Here is a 19,920-nt window from a genome sequence, read left to right on the forward strand (position 1 = left end):
ATAAATAAAACTTTAGGTTTTTTTAATTTAACTACAAAAACTTAACTAACTCAAAGTCAAATCCTTGAGCTTTGCAGGCATTCAAGGTGTGTATATAGTTGCTTCTGATATAACTATCTTAAACTGTTTTAGCTTTAATTAATATTTTTTATTAACATTGTCTTCTTGTATAACCTCTAATTCACTAAACCATGATTTATCAGCAGCATAACCATAAGTTTTAATTAAAGATCTCCGTACTTTGTACCAAATTGAGTTAGAATGTTTGCTTAATTCTATCAGATACTCTTCTTCACTGATTTGTTGCTGTGAAACAGATTTAGGTCGTTCAAATGGTGTAACTTGCAACTCTTGAATTCTAGATCCATATACATCCTGTACAGCTTCTAATATCTTTGATTTATCATATTCAGTTGTTGAAGATAGTCCTTAAAATTATAAGAAATCTATTTGCTGTAACATATTTTCCTTCTTTTGTTATATCATTAAAGATTTTTTGAATATCTATTTTCCTATGGTATAAATGTTTTGCACTCCTTATTATTATAGCAACACATTTTTTCCAGTGTATATTATATATCTATATATGTCCTTGCAATTTTTTGCAGGTTCACTTGCAACAGTAGACTTATTAATGTATTTCGACATTGAATGTAGCACAATTGCTAACAATATGCCACTTAATATGCGTTTTGGATGGCGGATTTAATTACTAGCAAGTTTAATAATTGGTAATAATAAGTTCATTAACATGATTACGTTGTTCATTGATAGAGTATGTAACTCTAACAGGCGTGATGTGAAAGTTTTTATATAGATCTCTAATGAAGGTAGTGTTATTATTTGAAAGCATAATTTTAACACCTTTATTAGTTAATTAAAGTTTACTACATTTGTATATTCTAAAGCCAATATTGAGCTTAAGATATTGCTTATCAAAAAATGTTTGAGCCGATGTACCATCTCTATTGAGTCTATAAATTCCTCTGAAGGAATATTTATTGAGATATAAAATAATAGCTAATAAATCTAGATCTAACTGAGGTGAATGAGTAGAGAACAAGTTTCAAAATTAAGTGAGTATCAGAATTATAGTCAAAAATTTTTAAGATTAAAAGAAAAAGGTTATAGAAATTTTTACCCACTAACACCAGAAAATATAGTTATATTCAACGTAAGTCAAATAGAGCATTTAATATATAGTTTATTAACAAATTGCTATTAAGATTAGCAGATACATATCCAAACTATCATTTTGATATAAGATAGCAATGGTAAACTATATTTCAATAACAGTCAGTTAAAAAATATCTTTCATATTTACTCATTTGTGTTATATATCTATTATGAATTTTCAAACTAATATTCTTGCTGCATTGCTTGCTTATGTTTGTAAATCTAAAAAAAAATTCTTTTTTTAAACTGAATAATCTTTCTCCTTTCTAGCTCTATCTTATATCGAACTCAGGTTAACTATTAATAACATCAAGATTTAATATTATCTTGCATTAATATTTCCAGTGCTATGCCTTCTAGATTTGCTAGTTACAATTGTATCCAAATTATTGATCGACTCAGAACTTACACTATGCTCTAGTGACGGCTTAGCAGATAAATGCTTTTTCAAAGATTGGGAAATTTTTGGATAAGAGGCCATAAATTTTTGAAGTCTACTGCTTTTTCCAGTTAAATATTCTATAACACTAGATACAAGTTGTTTGAAACTTTTCCAAGCCCCAGACCATCCTTGTCCAGTGTTATGCTGTGATACTAATTTCTGTACCATTGCAGAGACATTTTTTTTAAGTCTTGCTGTCTCAGATTTACTACTGCATAATGGAGATAATATTGATGCTACTTCTTCATCTATACTAGCCTGTATATCTTGATTGCCAAGATCTCCTTGCTGTTTAGAAAAGAAAAGATCTAAACATTGGCTAGCCAGTTGTTCTCTTAAAATAGGATCAGCTTGAATTTTGCAAAACTGTTCAACTACTTTCTTCAATGTTAATGGATCTGATTTAGGTGGAAGTTCTACTTCAGATGACATAGCTCTTGTTGCAACATCAAGTATATTTTCTACTATAACACTATCATCATGGTTTTGAGAATATAATTCCTTGATTATAGAGCTTAAAGCTTGATCTTCTCCTATCATTTCTTTAATACTGTTCCAACCTCTAGAACAGCTAGTATCTAAATCTTCTTGGCTTAATTTAGAACTTACATCTTTAGCTTTATATTGGGAGCATACCATATGTAAAGCACCTGATACAAAATCTCGTTTAACATTCTCTATTTCTTGCAAAGCTTGAGATCTAGTTACTTTTACTTCTTGGGGGATATCTAAAATATCAACTGCTAACTCAGATTTATGCATATTAACTAAAATTTTAGGTGTTACCGAACAGCCAGGTATAAATTTATCACCATTCATATTAGAAATATCTACTGACAATGCGCTATCAAAAAAAGGCTTTCTTACTTCAGGATAGTCTGGAGATTCAGCAAATGTAGTACTATATATACTATGCACCTTAACACCGTCTGATGCATCAATAAAAATATCTCCTCTTCCTTCGGCATCAAATATCATTCCGAAACCTTTTGTAGCAGATTTTTTACGGCTATAAATTGCAGTATTTCCTGCACGAAAGGTACCTTGTTGCCAAGAAGATGCTATAAACTCTCTTTGCTCTCCAGATAAAGGAATGTCTTTTGACTCTTGTAGTTCTTGAAGAGTAATTTCTTTTACTATATTGTCTGGTCCTTTATATAAAATTGGAGCCCGATTAAAATCAAGTTTTGATTGCGCATCATTGCTGTTTTTAAAATTATCAATTGAAGATTGTACTGCTTGTTTTAAAGTGTTGAAATCTTGTGTACTTTTGGTAAATTGTAATAGTGCCTGTGCAGAGCATTTTGCAACACATCCCATACTATCTTGTAATTCTGAATATTTTTTTATAAAATCGACATATTTTGCTGACCTATCTTCAGGTTTTTTATTACCCTCGCCATAAAATCCCTCTTCAAACTCTGGAAGGCCTGTTGCGCGTATGCTAGGTAATTTGGAAGCCTCTGCTAGATCTTCTAATAGCGACCGAGTATGTTTTTGCTCTATTTCGCTCAATGAAAGCTGCTGACTAGCCTGCAAGTCATTATATAGTTTCTTTAATCCAGGCGTATGAATTTGCCGTTCTAGTATCATATAATCTGCTATTGGATCAGGAGATGGAGTATTTAAAATATAAGGTTTAAGATCAGAAACATCTAAAGTTACTTCTCTTGATGTTAAAATATCAATATCTTTATTTGTTGCTTTTGCAAAAGCCTCTAAATTCTCAGTAGTTAGCTTTTCCATACACTTGTCATCCAGATATTCCGCACCGTGTGAAGTTGCAAAATATTTTAAAGCATTAGCACCTATAATATCACAAAATGGATGCTTTTTGTGATTTAAATTTAATAAAGAATAACTATTATCGGGCAATGTTACATATGAAGAGACTTTTTCCTTAAGTAAATCAAAGTTTTCATTACCTCCAAAAAATGGAATAGCACACAAAGCATCTTCTTTAACTCTTTGATTAATTAATGCCTGCATATCTTCATTATTTGATAATTGTAATTCTAAAACTTTTCGCGCATCTATTAACTTTGATTCCAGAGCTTTGATTTCTTCCTTATTAACGTGTTGCTCTTGTAGCAGACCAAGCATTTTATGAACTCTTTGTTCTACCATAGCAAAGCTAGGAGCTTCTTTTGCTTTAGAATTTAATAAAGAATTTACTGCCTCTTTAAAATCTGGGCTGCTACAGTCTACTCTTCCATTCTCATTTTTAACTATTTGCATTAATTCACCTACTATACGCCCTTTAATATATTTTAGCTCAATTGTTATCTTTTCTTCAACTTCTTGAATCTTAGATTTAGATAACTTATCTTGAAGATTGACTGCTGCAGAATCAACTTTGGTTGTTGATAAATCTTTCTTTATTTTTGCTGCTACTTCACTTACTGGTGAAAATTCAGGAACTATATTTAGTGTCTTTGCTAAGCTAGATATGTCAGCTGTAACTGCCTTTTCAAAATTTTTTAAATTATCAGGAGTTAGATTTTGTTGGTCTTCAGATGTAATATAATTAGGCTGAGAAACTTCTTGTTCTTTTTTATCTCCTGGAGAAGTAAAAAATTTTAAAGCATTAGCACTTACAATGTCATAAAGTGGATTACCTATTTGCTTTGCTCTAAGAAAAGAATAGCTATTATTAGGCAACCGCATAAATGGGGCTATAATTTTCTTACAATGCTCTCTTACCTTTGATATTGGTATAGCAAATGTAATAGAATCTAAAGCTTCATTTTTTATTTTTTTAGTAATTAATTTCTTTACTTCTTCACTATTTGATAATTGGGATTTAAACTTACTTTGCTCAGTGTTCAATATTGACTCTGCAGCATTTACCACTTCAGAACTAATTTTTTGTTTTTCTAAACTCTTAATAAATTCTTGTGCTGCCATAGCAAAACTAAACGCTGTCTTGGCTTGTGCATATAATAAAGAAGATACTTCTGCTTGAAAGGCGTTACTGTTACAGTTAACTTGTCCATTATTATTTTTAACTACTGTCATTAATTTATGAATAATGCGCCCTTTAATATGTTTTAGTTTTACTTTCAGCTCATCTTTAACTTCTTGAAGTTCTGCTTTAATCTTAGCAGTTTTATTAAGCACAATATTAGCAGCTTCTTTGAACTTACTAGCTGGATCCTTCTTTGATACTAGACTATTAATGTCATCTGTAACTGCCTTTTCGAAATTTTTTAAATTATCCTCAGTAAGATTTACTTCACAAGAATTTTGAGTCAAATATCCTTCACCTTTTATAGCAAATGCTTTTACAGCATTTGCACATACAATGTCACAAAATGGGTGGCGCTTTTCATTTGATTTTAACAATGAATAGCTATTATCAGGCAATTTTATAAAAGGGGCTAAATTTTCTTGCAAAGCTGCAAAATCTTTGTTTTCTCCAAAAAAAGGCATAGCACGCAAAACATCCTCTTTGATTCTTTGATTAATTAATTTTTGTGTTGCCTCATTATTTGATAATTGTGATTCCAGAGTGATTCTTTCAGCATTCAGTTTTAACTTTATAGCACTTATATCGTCTTTTCCAATGCTTTGTATTTGTTCTTGTGCCTGAGTAAGCATTTTGTTAATTCTTTGTTCTACTATAGCAAAGCTAGGAGCTTCTTTTGCTTTAGAATTTAATAAAGAATTTACTGCCTCTTTAAAATCTGGGCTGCTACAGTCTACTCTTCCATTCTCATTTTTAACTATTTGCATTAATTCACTTACTATACGCCCTTTAATATACTTTAGCTCAATTTCTAGCTTTTCTTTAATTTCCTTGATTTTTTGTAATGCTTCTTCTCTGCTGATTGTACTAGCATCAGCTACTTGTAAATTTTCTAAATTTTGCTCTGATTGTATAGGTTTGCCGACAGCACGTTTTTGAATTTTATCTTCAATATGCCTTAGCTCAAGTTCTAGATTTTTTTCAACTTCGTTAAGTTTTCGTAGTGTATCCTCTATGCTAATTGGTTTAGCGCGAGTAGTATCTACTTGTAAATTTTCTAAACTTTTCTCTGATTGTATAGGTTTGCTGACAGCGCGTTTTTGAATTCTATCTTCAATATGCTTTAGCTCAAGTTCTAGATTTTGTTCTACTTCAGTGAGTTTTTGTAGTGTATCCTCTATGCTAATTGATTTAGCGCGAGTAGTATCTACTTGTAAATTTTCTAAACTTTTCCCTGATTGTATAGATTTGCTGGTAACGCGTTCTTCAGCTCTATCTTCATAGTAGCGTCTTATGCTGGCAAGAGAAGGATCAGTTGAAAGAAGGATTTCTGGTAGAAGATATTCAGATAGAATATCATGGTTTTGCTTAATGAAGTTTGTGCTAGCTAATGCTGTTGTTAAACTTCCCTTGGTTAAGGACTTATTTTTTTTAATATAATCGTTATCTAATAAGTTATTAGCTAGCAGTTCTTTTTCTTCTACTGATAAAAATTTACTATCAAAAATTTTATTAACTAAAGTACTTTCAGTAATTTGAGTATTATTCTCTAATAATAGAGTTGCAAAAGCGCTTGCAGCATCAATTATTGCTTCGTGTTTAACAAGAAATTTTGTCTGGGAAGCTCTAAGATCAATGGCTTGTTGGGCTGCTTCTTCAGTATTAAGGATAGTTTTTTCTTGAGACATTTTGATCAAATTATCTACAACAAATGGCCCACAGTCATAACTATTAGTTTGTTGCGCTATTTTCAAATCATTAATTTTTGCATCAGGGCACAACTTATTTATACATTCTATGAGAGGAGCTTTATTATATATTGAGCCACCCAGCGGGTCATTATATGAGATAACTATTTCATTATTAGTGCCTTTTTTAATTGCCATTGCAAGCCAATGATTGTTACCGCTATGCAGTGGTATTACCGCTTGCTCATATGGACCACTAGTAATATCAGATAATGTTTGTTGTAAAGTTTGCTCAAGTAACTCAGATTCATTTAATGCAACATGCTGTATTATAGTAATACCTTCATCCCATCCTAAATGGTGCTTTAACAATGCATTGATATCATCTTCACTATATAAATATTGAGGATTATTAAATATACTTGGCTTCATAATAAGCTACCATAAAATACTTTTTAAAACACATTTTTATAATAAATATAGTACTAACTATTTATATTGTAAATAATAATTGATTCAATCTGTGATTACTTTTTTAGTATTTTATAAATGATTTTTTTTATACATTAAATGTAATTTCAATTAAGAAACATATTTATTTAATTAATTACTTATTTTAACCTTATAACCTCAGTTTCTAATCAATAAGAAAGTTTAATAGACTTAAGAAATAAGCAGCTAAGAAAGATAAAATATGCACAAAAACATTCGATATTGAACGATATCTTGTATGTTCAATATCAAAAGAATATTTTGATATACTGAACACAGTTTCAATAATTCAGCGTTTACAAAGATCAGAAAACCATTCTTGTTTTAAATAGCCCTTATCTACAAATAATAAACCAATAATATGCTTGATTAATAGAACATGAGCTCCATTATATATATTTCCTTTAGTTAGTTTAAGGTGTTCTATGCATATATTGCCAGTGATATAGAGTATAAACTCTTAAAAATGATTTATGCCATTTACTATATTACCAAGACAGTTGAAGTATTTTAAAGGATTTTGCTCATCACCTGAAATAATGTTATTTGTATATATGAAGTGCAGATTTTAGTTAAGTTATAGAGAACTTGAAAAGATGGCAAGTATAAGAGGAGATAAAATAGATCATATGACTTTTCAAAGATAATTAATTAAGTTTCTTCATTTGGTAGATCAAGAGGTTAAGAAACACATAAAGAAGCGGTTTGGAAATAGCTAGAGAATGGATGAGAACTATATTAAGGTGGTGTATCTAGCTAGGAAAGCATAGAGATGCTGCAGCTGCTAAGGTATTTTTTTCAGAAAGCCTTTCAGAATAAGGCCAAAATATAGAATTGCTGGTACAGAGAAAATATTTGTATGCTTTAAGAAGCATAATAGAGTAGGAGCTAATGATCATATATCTACTTTTAAGAATTTTAAAATGCTAATAGCAGTATAATATCCAAAAATCTCGGATTCTATATACATTGAATCAATATGCCATACAGATACAACAGAACTAATCATCTTTTGATAGAGCATATGTGCTTTCTATTGCTTTCGATGCTCATATTTTCGATAGTTTTATTTATATACTTTCTTATAGATTCAAAACTAAATCTAGCATAAATCTTGTTAACTTTACATCATCATGATTCAATTCTTTAGCAAGTATATACTGACTTGCTACTTTGACTGATATTTCGCTTCTAATTGAGCTAATGTTTATATATATAGCAGCAGATCATGCATCGATAGAGAACTTTATTTCTGTATAAAAAAAGAGTTAAACTTACTGACGCATGCAGCTGATTGTTTATCTATAATTAAAAGCAGAATAAATTTTTTATTTTAAATCACCATTAAATTCTAGTTTTATAGAACCTAAATGGTAATTTTAATTACATTTTGTTGCATATGAATTTTGGAATTCTTTAATTTAGAGCTAATTTACTATTAATTTATATACTTTAAATTATCTACAAGAACTTTAAAGCTGCCTTATTTTGAAAGTAATAATTTTTATAGCTAATTTCCAATTATATGCATTAAATCTGTTTTTTAGAAAAAAACTTCCACATGTTACCAGCTCATAGGATTTATTAAGTTTTTTAAAAATTGATAATATCTTGCTCTTTAAGTTTAATTATTTTGTCAATTTTATCACAATATTGATTTGTTAGTTCCTGTATTTCATTGTTGTAGATGCGTGCTTCATCTTTCGAACATTCAGTATTTTTTTCCATTTGTTTGATAGTTTCAATACCATCACGCCGAATATTTCGAATAACGATTTTGCTTTTTTCTTGGTATTTATGTGCTATCTTAACTAATTCCTTTCTACGTTCTTCGCTTGGTATTGGGAGTTGCAGCCGAATAATTTGGTTATCATCTGAAATTATAGATACTCCTAAATTTGCTTCTAAAATTGCTTTTTTAACAGATTTAAGAAGGCCTTTATCCCATACTTGAACAAGAATAGTTTTTGCATCTGATACTGATACTGTTGCAACTTGTAATATTGGGACTGTGCTGTTATATGCTTCAACTTGTACTGGATCTAGTAAATATACAGATGCTTGTCCTACCCTTAAGCCCTTGAGATCTGCATCAAGTACTTGTAGTGCACCATTCATTTTTTTTGTTAATGAATTAATTATCTCTTCTTTATTCATAACACTAAATAATTTATTATTTCAATACTATAAAAATACATAAAATAACTATATTAATTTCATATTTGTAAGCAAGCTATTTATTCTAACCTTAGATTACTGGTTTTAAGAAATTAGTTTACTGCTTAAAACTTACATTTTATAATCAGTAAGCTGTTATTTTATAAAATATATTTTAATGCCTAGCCTTATAATTAACAATAAAAAAATAAATGTTGAAGATGGAATAACTATTATTCAAGCTTGTGAGCTATTGAATATTGAAATACCAAGATTTTGTTATCACGAGCGTTTAGCTATTGCCGGTAATTGCAGAATGTGTTTAGTTGAACTTGAGAATTCGCCAAAGCTAGTGGCTTCATGTGCAATGCCTGCATCAGATGGTATGATAATTTATACTAATTCTCCAAAAGTAGAAAAAGCTCGTAAAAGTGTTATGGAATTTTTATTAATTAATCATCCACTAGATTGTCCGGTTTGTGATCAAGGTGGCGAATGTGATTTGCAGGATCAAGCATTTAAATATGGTAATCGAGTAAGTCGCTTTAATGAGCATAAACGTATAGTTAAAGATAAATATATGGGGCCATTAATTGCAACTCATATGACACGCTGTATTCATTGTACTAGATGTATTAGATTTGCTCAAGATATAGCTGGACTACCAGAAATAGGGACAGTTGGTAGAGGTGAAAATATGGAAGTGCAGACTTACTTAGAGCAAAGTATGAAATCTGAGTTGTCTGGTAATGTAATTGATCTTTGTCCAGTAGGGGCATTAAACTCTAAGCCTTATGCTTATACAGCAAGATCATGGGAATTAAAACATACTGAGTCAATTGATATATTTGATGCTATGGGAGCAAATATTAGAGTTGATTCTAGGGGGCTAGAAGTAGTACGGATTTTGCCATCATATTGCGATGATATTAATGAAGAATGGATATCAGATAAGAGTAGATTTGCTTATGATGGATTAAAATATCAACGTCTTGATAAGCCATATATAAAAAGCAACGGTAGATTACAGGAAGCAAGCTGGAGTGAGGCTTTAGATTATGTAGCAAATAAAATGAAAGATACACCTGGCCATAGAATGGCTGCTATTGCTGGCACTATAGCTGATTGTGAATCAATGTTTGCTTTAAAATTATTGATGCAAAATTTTGGCTGTAATAATTTTGATGTTAATCAATTTAATTATAAGTGGGATCTTAGTTCTCGAGGTAATTATTTGTTTAATACTTCTATTGCTGGAATTGATTATACTGATTTATGCCTGCTTGTTGGGGTTGATATGAATTTTTCTGCGCCAGTTCTTGGGGCAAGATTAACTAGGTTACAACGTTGGAATAAATTAAGAATATTAAATATTGGTCCAGAAGATTATGATCATAGATTTAAAGTAATTGATCTAGGTAATAGCCCAAGGTTATTAGTTGATATTTTAAATGGAAACCATAAGATTATACATGAAATTAATAATGCTAAAAATCCAATGATGATTATTGGTGACTTAGCTTATTCGCGTGATGATGGTTTTAAAGTCCTTGAATTATGCCAAAATATTGCTTACAAGTATAATTTTATTCAACTTAATTGGAATGGGTATAATATTTTACATAATCATGCTTCTACTGTTGGTGCTATCGACTTAGGGTTTGTTGCTGTTGGTAATAATAAGAATGTATCTGAAATTTTAGATAGTTGCGAACAAGGGGAAATATCATTAGTTTATTTATTAGGGGCTGATGAAATTGATTCAAGTAAGCTGAGTAATACTTTTGTTATTTATCAAGGGCACCATGGTGATGTTGGAGCTAACTGTGCTGATGTTATATTGCCTGGAGCAGCTTATACTGAAAAAAATGCTATTTATATTAATTTTGAAGGTAGGGCGCAATATGCTAGGCAGGCAGTTTCTACATTAGGTTCAGCAAAAGAAGATTGGTTAATTATAAAAAATATATCTGATAAAGTGAAATCTAAATTTTATTTTAAGGATCTGAATGACTTAAGAACTCAAGCTGCAAAAGTTGCTATATCCTTAAAAAATGTTGGAAAGTTACAAAAAAGCAGTGTTAAAAAGATCGAAAGTGATATTATATTAAATACAGAAGAAGTATTTGCTGTAAAGCAGCGTAATTTTTATATTACTGATGTAATTACTAGAGTATCGCCAGTTATGACTGAATGCACGAAAGTCAGAAATAAAGAAAATTAAAGCTAAATATGACTATCAGTATGGATATAATTACAAGTAGCCTTGATTTTGGGGCACTACTTTATAGTAGTAGCATTGTATCAGTAAAAATTATAATGTTAATTGTTTGTTTATTGATAACTACAGCATATTTAACTTTTGCTGAAAGAAAAGTTATAGCATATATGCAATTGCGCCTTGGACCTAGTATTGCTGGTCCATTTGGATTATTGCAGCCAATAGCAGATGCTATTAAATTAGTTTTTAAAGAGCCTATTATACCAGTAAAAGCTGACAAAAAATTATTTATTATAGCTCCAATTATTACTTTTGTTTTTTCTTTAGTAGGCTGGGCTGTAATTCCTATTGACCATAATATTGTTCTGTCTAGAATTCATATAGGTGGAATATTATTTATATTAGCAGTAACTTCATTAGGGGTTTATGGAATTATAATTGCTGGTTGGGCAAGTAATTCTAAGTATTCTTTTTTAGGATCAATAAGATCTGCAGCTCAAATGATTTCATATGAATTATCAATGGCATTAAGTATAATTGCAGTGCTTATTGTTACTGGTGAGATGGATTTGATTCAAATTGTTGAAGCACAGAAAACTAGGCCATTATGGTTAACAGTAATGATGCTACCATTAGCAGTTGTTTATTTTATATCTATACTAGCTAAAACTAATAGATTACCTTTTGATATTCCTGAAGCAGAGTCTGAACTAGTTGCAGGATATAATGTCGAATATTCTTCCATGGCTTTTGCTATGTTTTTTCTTGGAGAGTATGCTAATATGATCTTAGGTAGTAGCTTAATGACTATTATGTTTTTAGGCGGATATTTGCCACCATTTAATTTGGCAATATTAACTTTTATTCCAGGTTATGTATGGTTTATATTAAAAGTAGCTATGGTATTGTTTTGTTTTCTATGGATACGAGCAACATTGCCACGATATAGGTATGATCAGTTAATGTATTTGGGGTTGAAAGTGTTTTTGCCATTTGTGTTAGCTTGGATAATAGTAGTATCTACTATTTTAGTATATAATAACAATTAACCATAGTATAAGCTATACTATGGTTAATGAATTTTTTGAGAATTAACATGAAAATAATTAATTTTATTAAATCTGTTTTTTTATATGAAATTATTGTTGGAATGCTTTTAACCTTAAAGTATCTTTTTAAGCCAAAAGTTACAATATGTTATCCTAATGAAGTTAGTAAATTAAGTCCAAGATTTAAAGGTGAACATGCTTTAAGGCGTTATCCAAATGGTGAAGAAAGGTGTATAGCGTGTAAATTATGTGAAGCTGTTTGTCCAGCTCAAGCTATTACTATTGAAGCAAAAGAACAACCTGATGGTAGTAGGCGTACTACTAGATATGATATTGATATGACGAAGTGTATATATTGTGGGTTATGCCAAGAATCATGTCCAGTTGATGCTATTGTTGAAGGACCAAATTTGGACTTTGCTACAGAAACTCATCAGGAGTTATTATATAATAAGGAGAAGCTGTTAAAAAATGGTGAAATGTGGGAGCATGTAATAGCTAATAATTTGAAAGTGGATAGTAAGTATAGGTAGTTGTAACTAATGTTATTTTTTTATTTATTTTCTATTTTAGCTTTACTTGGTGGTATTGGTGTTATAATAAGCAAAAATGCAGTATATGCTGTATTATGGTTAATATTTACTTTTTGTAATACTGCAGGATTAATGATATTGTTAGGAGCAGAATTTTTAGCTTTCTTATTGATAATAGTTTATGCTGGTGCTGTTGCAATTTTATTTCTTTTTGTAGTAATGATGTTGAACATACAATCTAATACTTTAGATTTAGTAAAACAACATACTATTTTAAATGTTCCTATATCAATAATTGTTGCTTTTATTTTTATTATTGATTTAAGTATAGTTATCTTTATTAACTTTAAAAATTATTATCCTGTACATTACTATGAGAGTAGCTTAGGCATTAAGTCTATTGGTAAAGTACTATATACTGAATATGCTTTGCCATTTCAATTATCTGGAGCAATATTATTAATTGCTATGATTGGTTGTGTTGTATTGACAATACGAAAAAGATCTGAAATAAAGCGGCAGAATCATGCTTCTCAAATTAATCGTAGTAGGAGTAGTAGTATTCAGGTTGTTCAGGTTGAAGTGAATAGAGGAATAAATGATACCGATAGTAATTAAAGAAATAGGTCTAATACATTATTTAATATTTACAACTATAATGTTTGGAATTGGATTGATTGGAGTTATGAGAAATTGGTGTAATGTAATTTTTACTCTTATGTCAATAGAGTTAATGCTATTAGCAGTTAATGTTAATTTTGTAGTATTTTCAAGTTATTATAATAATATCGTAGGACAAATTTTTAGTATAATGATATTTGCAGTTGCAGCAGCTGAATCTGCTATTGGACTAGCAATAATTGTAGTACATTTTCGTAATTCTTCAATTGTAATTAAAGACTTAAATCGATTGAAGGGGTGAAATGTATGTCATTTTTAATTACAGTATTGCCGTTTTTGCCTCTAATTTCAGGTGTAATTAGTAGAATTATTACTAAAGTAGCGTCTTATATAACTATTGCTTTAATTATTAGTACTACCTTTATAGCAATATTAATTTTCTGGAATATTAGTAAGTATAATAGCGTTGAATATATAATATTATTTGATTGGATTAATTTTTTGAATTTTAAATCACATTGGGCTATCTACATTGATAAATTGACAGCTTTAATGCTAGTTATAGTGTCACTAATTTCTAGCATAGTTCATGTTTACTCTATAGGCTATTTATGTGATAGCAAGGCATTGCATAAATTTATGTCATATTTATCTTTTTTTACTTTTTTTATGTTGATGCTAGTTTTGTCAGATAATTTTTTACAGCTATTTTTTGGGTGGGAAGGTGTAGGAGTCAGCTCCTATTTATTAATAGGATTTTGGCATAAAAAACATTCTGCAACAATTGCATCCTATAAAGCATTTATTGTTAATAGATTTGCTGACTGTGCCTTTCTTTTAGCAATTATTGCTATTGTTTATAATTGCAACTCTGTAGAATTTAAGGTTGTATTTAATCATGCTGAAAAATTATCAAAAACAATGATTTCAATTTTTGATATTAAAATCATTGTGTTAGACTTAATTTGTTGTTTGTTATTTGTTGGCTGTATAGGTAAATCAGCTCAAATTGGTTTGCATATATGGCTACCAGATGCTATGGAAGGGCCTACTCCTGCATCAGCGCTAATTCATGCTGCTACTATGGTAACTGCTGGTGTATTTTTATTGGCTAGATGTTCATTTATGTTTGAATATTCTCCAGCAATATTAAATCTTATTGCTATTACTGGTGGACTTACTTGTATATTAACTGCAATTATTGCTGTTTTTCAGAGTGATATAAAAAAAATAATTGCATATTCTACTTGTAGTCAATTAGGTTATATGGTGATGGCATGTGGGGCATCTAGCTATAATGGAGCAATATTTCATTTACTAACTCATGCTTTTTTTAAAGCAATGTTATTTTTAGCAGCAGGAAATGTTATACATATGACTCATCAGCAAGACTTAAAAAAAATGCCTCAACAGTTATGGCGAGTTATGCCTTACACATATGGATTATTTTGGTTAGGAACATTAGCAATTATTGGAGTATTTCCTTTATCAGGTTATTATTCAAAGGATATGATATTAGAATCTGTTTATCTTACAGGCAATAAATTAGTGTATTATTTAGGAGTTATTGCAGTGTTTTTTACAGCAATTTATTCAATTAAATTAATTATAGGAGTTTTTCATCAATCCTTTAGTTCAGAAAGAGAATCTTCAGTTAGGGAAGCAGATTTAATTATGAATTTGCCATTATCAGTTTTAGCAGTTGGTAGTGCTATGTCTGGATGGTATGGTTATAATATTTTATCTATTGATAAAATTGAATATTTTGCTAATTCATTGTTTAGTAAGGAAAATTTGCATATTGATTGTTTAATAATACGAATGCTTCCAATGTTAGTAGGAGTACTTGGCTTGATAACAGCAATTTTAACTCATTATTATAGAAGTAATATAAATACTAGCATAATCAATAGTGTTAGTTATTTAGTTAGGAATAAGTTTTATTTTGATGAGATGTATAATATTCTGCTAGTTAGGCCCTTTAATATTATTTCATATTATTTAAGTATATTTGATATTAAGTGGGTCAATAAATGCTTAGATTATGGTGCGATATATTTAGTACGGAATGGATTTTTATATATAAGGAAAATGCAATCTGGTTATGTATCTTACTATATACTAGTAGCATTATTTAGCATGGCTGGACTTTTTTCTTTTATTGTTATTAATTACTTTATAGCTTGTAACTAAATGCCAATAATAACTCAAGATATTCCGATATTATCGATTTGTATTTTTTTGCCTTTGATTGCATTGTTAATTTTGTTATCTATGAGATTAAGCACCAGGCTTAATAAAGTACTATATGTTAAATTTATTGCAGTAATAAGTTCAATATTGACACTGTTTTGTACTATATATTTATTAATGCAGTTTAAGAATAATACAGCACATGCATATCAGTTTGTTGAATTATATTCTATATTTAAATTGATAGGTCTTAATTATCATATAGGTATTGATGGCATATCTATTTTTTTCATTGTTTTAACAGCATTACTTACTTTATTAGTTATTGTTATTAGTATTTTTACTATACAAGAAAATCTGGAAGATTATTTATTATGTTTGTTATTGATAGAATCATTAGTTGTTGGTGCTTTTAGTTCAATGAATCTATTATTATTTTTTATATTTTTTGAAGCAACACTATTTCCAGTATTTCTAATAATAGGAATTTGGGGAAGTAATAATAGAATATATGCTGCATTTAAATTTTTTCTATATAGTTTTATTGGTTCAGTTTTTTTCTTAATAGCTATTATATATATATATATATATACAGGCACACTTGAGATTTTAGAACTATATAATCTTGTTTCTAAATTTGATATATCAGTACAAATGATATTATGGTTTAGTATATTTATTGCTTTTGCTATTAAAATACCTATGTTGCCTTTACATAGTTGGCTACCTGATGCGCATGTTGAAGCTCCTACTGGAGGTTCTGTAATGTTAGCAGGAATATTACTTAAATTAGGTGGATTTGGATTATTAAGAATATGCTTACCAATGTTGCCTGCAGCAACACAAAATTTTAGTAATATAGCTATGATATTGAGTGTAGCTGCTATTATTTATTTTTCGATTATAGCTTTTCAGCAAACAGATATAAAGAAAGCAATTGTTTATTCTTCAATTGCTCATATGGGATATGTAACTGTTGGTATTTTTAGCCTAAATATTTATGGTATTCAAGGAGCTATTTTTCAAATGTTGAGTCACGGCCTAACATCATCAGCTTTATTTATGATAATTGGCATTTTATATAAGCGAATTCAGACAAAAGAAATTAGATTTTATGGTGGCTTAGCTGAAAAAATGACAAGGCTAGCTAGTATTTTTATAGTTACAGTACTCGGATCGATAGGTGTACCAGGTACAAGTGGATTCATTGGCGAATTTTTAGTGCTACTAGGTGCTATTACTGTTTCTCCATTAATTGGAAGTTTTGCAATTCTAGGAATATTGCTTGGAGCTATATATATGCTTTCTCTTTATCGGCGCATTATGCTAGGGGAAATTACTAATAAAAAAGTTTATCAATGTAGTGATATTTTAGCAAATGAAAATCTAGCTGTACTACCTTTAATATTATTAATGTTAACAGTAGGAATATATCCTAAATTTGTGTTAAATATTTTGCAGGTACCAGCTGAAAGCTTAAGCAATTTGTTTATTGCATAAATTTGCTATGCTTGTTTAATTTTATTTGAGAGAGTTGTTATGGAAATGTTATATGGAGTGATACCAGAAGTATTGCTTCTGTTATTTGCTTTAATTTGGCAGTTAATTGGAGTGTATAGTAATAATGCTCTAACTCATGTTATAGCTAAAATGGCAGTTTGTTTTACTACCATATTAATAACTATTTTAGTACTTAATCCTAATTGGTTTTGTGGAATTTACTGGAATAATACATTTATTGTTGATCAGCATAAAATATACTTAAAAATTATTATTTTAATTTTCTATGTAGTTCTTACCTTGATTTATTCTGGATATATTAAAGCTGCTAATTTAAAAGGCCATAGCGAATATATAGTATTAATGCAGCTTGGAACTTTAGGAGGATTAATATCAGTTTCTGCTAATGATTTTATGGTTATGTATCTTGGTATCGAAATGCAAGGCATAATAGGCTATATTTTGACAACTTTTAATTCTAATAATCCTAGATCATCAGAAGCTGGACTAAAATATTTTATATTAGGAACTGTTTTTTCAGCTATTATGTTGCTTGGTATATCCTTAATATATGGTATTACTAAAAGTATACAGTATGATATTGCTTTATATGCACTACAATATCCAAGTACTAATATAATAGCAGTAGTTGCTATGCTAATGATACTAGCAGGTATTTTATTTAAATTATCTATTGCACCGTTTCATATGTGGACACCAGATATTTATGATGGAGCTCCTTTAGTAGTTATTGCATTACTTTCTAGCTTGCCTAAAATTAGTATATTAGCTGTACTTGCAAATTTATTATCTGAATTAAGGTTTGCTAGCAACTATTTTTTTTATATAAGAATGGTGATAATAGTGCTTGCATGTTGTTCATTAATTATTGGTGCATTAGGTACCTTATTACAAAAATCAATACAAAGATTTATTGCCTATAGTACAATATTAAATTTAGGATATGCAATACTGCCTTTAATCGTTAATCAATCTAATGTTATTAAAGCAGAAATATCTTATTTTTACATAATTATTTATGCTGCTAGCATGTTAGGATTTATTGCAATAATAATAACTAATTTTGCTAACCATTCTAACTATCTAAAAATTAGTCATCTTAGTGGATTATCTAGTGTTAAAAAATTATCGTCAGCATTGATAGTATTGCAAATGTTGTCATTGGTAGGAATTCCACCGCTTGCAGGGTTTATTAGTAAATATGTTGTTTTTATTAATATTTTAAAATCTGGTATGTATGAATTAGCATTCATAGGAATAGTAGCTGCTATTATTGGGTCATATTGTTATCTTAATATTATTAAAGTAATGTACTTTTTACCAACTACATTTAGTTATCGAGATTTTTGTGCGAATTTTGAGTTAAGCTTAGTTATTGTAGTATCAACTATAATTATTGTATTATTAATAATGATATGCATGTTTGTTGGTGAAAATCTTAGTTTTCTTGTATAGAAGAAAGTTTAATAAAAATGTAATTGCTATCTTCTGTTAAGAAGTATTATTTTACAATAAGTTATATTAATGAATATAGAGTTAGCTTTTTGTCATAATATGGATTTTTTTGGTCCATTTGAAAAAACTCCAAAGCTGGCTATAGCGGTATCTGGAGGAAGTGATTCATTAGCTTTGATATTGTTAGTCAAACATTGGAATCAGAAGGTAAAAGGGCAAGTAACTGTTTTAACAGTAGACCATCGGTTGCGTTCCGAATCAGCTAGTGAAGCAAATTATGTTAGTAAAATATGTAAGGATATAAAACTTAAACATGTTACTCTAAACTGGATACATCAAGAGATTACAGGAAATATTCAAGCTCAAGCTCGCAAAGCGAGATATCAATTATTAACGAAATATTGTCAAGAACATGATATTTTACATTTGGTTACTGGACATCATGTTGATGATATAGTTGAGAATTTTTTTATTAGGTTATTTCGTGGATCAGGATTAGCTGGATTAAGTTCTCACAATATTTTCTTTGTTAACAATATTAGAATTATTCGTCCGCTATTTAATATTACTAAACTGGATTTACAAAGATATTTAAAACGGCAAAGCATTCAATGGATAAATGATCCATCGAATAGTTCAAATAAATATCTGCGTACTAAGGTTCGGTCTTTATTAAAATCTGAATTTATTTCTTTTCAACATGATTTTACAGAAGAATTGCTCAAAAAACGGATAATACTTAGTCAAGAACATTTAAACAGAGCATTAGAGAGTATAAATAATGAAATAATTTACTATGTAGTTCATGCAATTAAAATTTACCCAGCTGGGTTTGCTGTAATTAATAGATTGGTCTTTAGAAAAGCCTCAAATGAGGCTCGATATGCCATATTAGCATACTTATTGATGATTGTTGGTACTACTGAGAAACCTCCAAGGTTTATTTCTTTGCAAGATCTTATTCTGAAAGATATACATGAGTCTTATACTAATAAAACTCTACATGGATGTGTTATTGAATATTCACTCCAATATATTATAATATATAGGGAGTTTGGACGCTACTATCCTAAGCCGCAGCCTGTAATTAATTCAGTAATTTGGGATTGTAGATTTAAAGTTATTGATAATAGAAATGATAGCAATATGAATCTAATTATTGACTATTTGAAGCAAAAAGATTATCTCTTAATTAAGCAATATGTAAAAAACAATCAGGAAAGTGTTTATTTTAAATACAGTAAAAAAATATTATTTACATTTCCTGTAGTTAAATATCTTGAAAAAGTTATAGCAATTCCACATATACAATATTATAGTAATAAAACATTTGAAAAAAGTGTGAGTTTTATTTTTGAGCCTCAGTTAGTATCACGGTGGTTTCATTATTGTTAAATAATTTAA

At 29.3% G+C, this 19,920-nt stretch carries 13 protein-coding genes and 2 pseudogenes; 11 read left to right on the forward strand and 4 right to left on the reverse strand.

Features of this window, described 5'->3' with window-relative positions; all coding sequences use genetic code 11:
* Nucleotides 1-138: 138 nt before the first annotated feature.
* Both OCHUTO_RS06410 and OCHUTO_RS06415 read right to left on the reverse strand, forming a co-directional pair.
* Nucleotides 139-348 carry a hypothetical protein gene (locus tag OCHUTO_RS06410; protein WP_045797316.1) on the reverse strand — a complete coding sequence of 70 codons (210 nt, stop codon included), beginning with the start codon at nucleotides 346-348 and terminating at the stop codon, nucleotides 139-141.
* Between the two features lie 373 nt (nucleotides 349-721).
* A pseudogene (locus OCHUTO_RS06415) lies at nucleotides 722-1,030 on the reverse strand (DNA adenine methylase); the annotation flags it as partial.
* 18 nt (nucleotides 1,031-1,048) lie between these two features.
* Here OCHUTO_RS06415 and OCHUTO_RS05775 point away from each other — a divergent pair.
* The gene (locus OCHUTO_RS05775; RefSeq protein ID WP_156961284.1) at nucleotides 1,049-1,225 is read left to right on the forward strand and encodes a hypothetical protein; all 177 of its coding nucleotides are present in this window, start codon (nucleotides 1,049-1,051) and stop codon (nucleotides 1,223-1,225) included.
* A gap of 273 nt (nucleotides 1,226-1,498) precedes the next feature.
* Here OCHUTO_RS05775 and OCHUTO_RS04850 read toward each other — a convergent pair whose 3' ends face one another.
* Nucleotides 1,499-6,706, reverse strand: coding sequence for a Ulp1 family isopeptidase (locus OCHUTO_RS04850; protein WP_052694629.1), 5,208 nt, complete (start codon nucleotides 6,704-6,706; stop codon nucleotides 1,499-1,501).
* A gap of 533 nt (nucleotides 6,707-7,239) precedes the next feature.
* Between OCHUTO_RS04850 and OCHUTO_RS05235 the strand changes: the two are divergent.
* A pseudogene (locus tag OCHUTO_RS05235) lies at nucleotides 7,240-7,482 on the forward strand (IS6 family transposase); the annotation flags it as partial.
* Nucleotides 7,483-8,359: 877 nt separating this feature from the next.
* Here the strand turns inward: OCHUTO_RS05235 and frr are convergent.
* The gene (gene frr / locus OCHUTO_RS02800) at nucleotides 8,360-8,923 is read right to left on the reverse strand and encodes a ribosome recycling factor (RefSeq protein WP_045797317.1); all 564 of its coding nucleotides are present in this window, start codon (nucleotides 8,921-8,923) and stop codon (nucleotides 8,360-8,362) included.
* Between the two features lie 178 nt (nucleotides 8,924-9,101).
* Between frr and nuoG the strand changes: the two genes are divergently transcribed.
* The 9 genes from nuoG (at nucleotide 9,102) to tilS (ending at nucleotide 19,911) form a co-directional block, all read left to right on the forward strand.
* Nucleotides 9,102-11,147, forward strand: a complete 2,046-nt coding sequence (nuoG, locus tag OCHUTO_RS02805) for an NADH-quinone oxidoreductase subunit NuoG (protein WP_045797318.1) — start codon at nucleotides 9,102-9,104, stop codon at nucleotides 11,145-11,147.
* 8 nt (nucleotides 11,148-11,155) lie between these two features.
* A complete protein-coding gene (nuoH, locus tag OCHUTO_RS02810; RefSeq protein ID WP_084215368.1) occupies nucleotides 11,156-12,193 on the forward strand; it encodes an NADH-quinone oxidoreductase subunit NuoH in 1,038 nt (345 codons plus the stop codon).
* A gap of 53 nt (nucleotides 12,194-12,246) precedes the next feature.
* Nucleotides 12,247-12,726 (forward strand): NADH-quinone oxidoreductase subunit NuoI, encoded by a 480-nt coding sequence (nuoI, locus tag OCHUTO_RS02815; RefSeq protein WP_045797332.1) that lies wholly within the window; start codon nucleotides 12,247-12,249, stop codon nucleotides 12,724-12,726.
* Nucleotides 12,727-12,735: 9 nt separating this feature from the next.
* A complete protein-coding gene (locus OCHUTO_RS02820) occupies nucleotides 12,736-13,344 on the forward strand; it encodes an NADH-quinone oxidoreductase subunit J (protein ID WP_045797320.1) in 609 nt (202 codons plus the stop codon).
* Nucleotides 13,325-13,648: an NADH-quinone oxidoreductase subunit NuoK gene (gene nuoK, locus OCHUTO_RS02825; RefSeq protein WP_045797321.1), complete on the forward strand. Its 324-nt coding sequence runs from the start codon at nucleotides 13,325-13,327 to the stop codon at nucleotides 13,646-13,648. The genes OCHUTO_RS02820 and nuoK overlap by 20 nt, the downstream gene beginning before the upstream one ends.
* A gap of 5 nt (nucleotides 13,649-13,653) precedes the next feature.
* Nucleotides 13,654-15,540 (forward strand): NADH-quinone oxidoreductase subunit L, encoded by a 1,887-nt coding sequence (gene nuoL, locus OCHUTO_RS02830; protein WP_045797322.1) that lies wholly within the window; start codon nucleotides 13,654-13,656, stop codon nucleotides 15,538-15,540.
* Nucleotides 15,541-17,040 carry an NADH-quinone oxidoreductase subunit M gene (locus OCHUTO_RS02835; protein WP_045797323.1) on the forward strand — a complete coding sequence of 500 codons (1,500 nt, stop codon included), beginning with the start codon at nucleotides 15,541-15,543 and terminating at the stop codon, nucleotides 17,038-17,040.
* A gap of 39 nt (nucleotides 17,041-17,079) precedes the next feature.
* On the forward strand, nucleotides 17,080-18,516 hold the full coding sequence (locus OCHUTO_RS02840; RefSeq protein WP_045797324.1) for an NADH-quinone oxidoreductase subunit N: 1,437 nt from the start codon (nucleotides 17,080-17,082) through the stop codon (nucleotides 18,514-18,516).
* A gap of 69 nt (nucleotides 18,517-18,585) precedes the next feature.
* Entirely contained in the window at nucleotides 18,586-19,911 is a 1,326-nt protein-coding gene (gene tilS / locus OCHUTO_RS02845) for a tRNA lysidine(34) synthetase TilS (RefSeq protein WP_045797325.1), read from the forward strand.
* The last annotated feature ends 9 nt before the right edge of the window (nucleotides 19,912-19,920 follow it).

This window comes from Orientia chuto str. Dubai (genome assembly GCF_000964595.1).
Classification (GTDB): Bacteria; Pseudomonadota; Alphaproteobacteria; order Rickettsiales; family Rickettsiaceae; genus Orientia; species Orientia mediorientalis.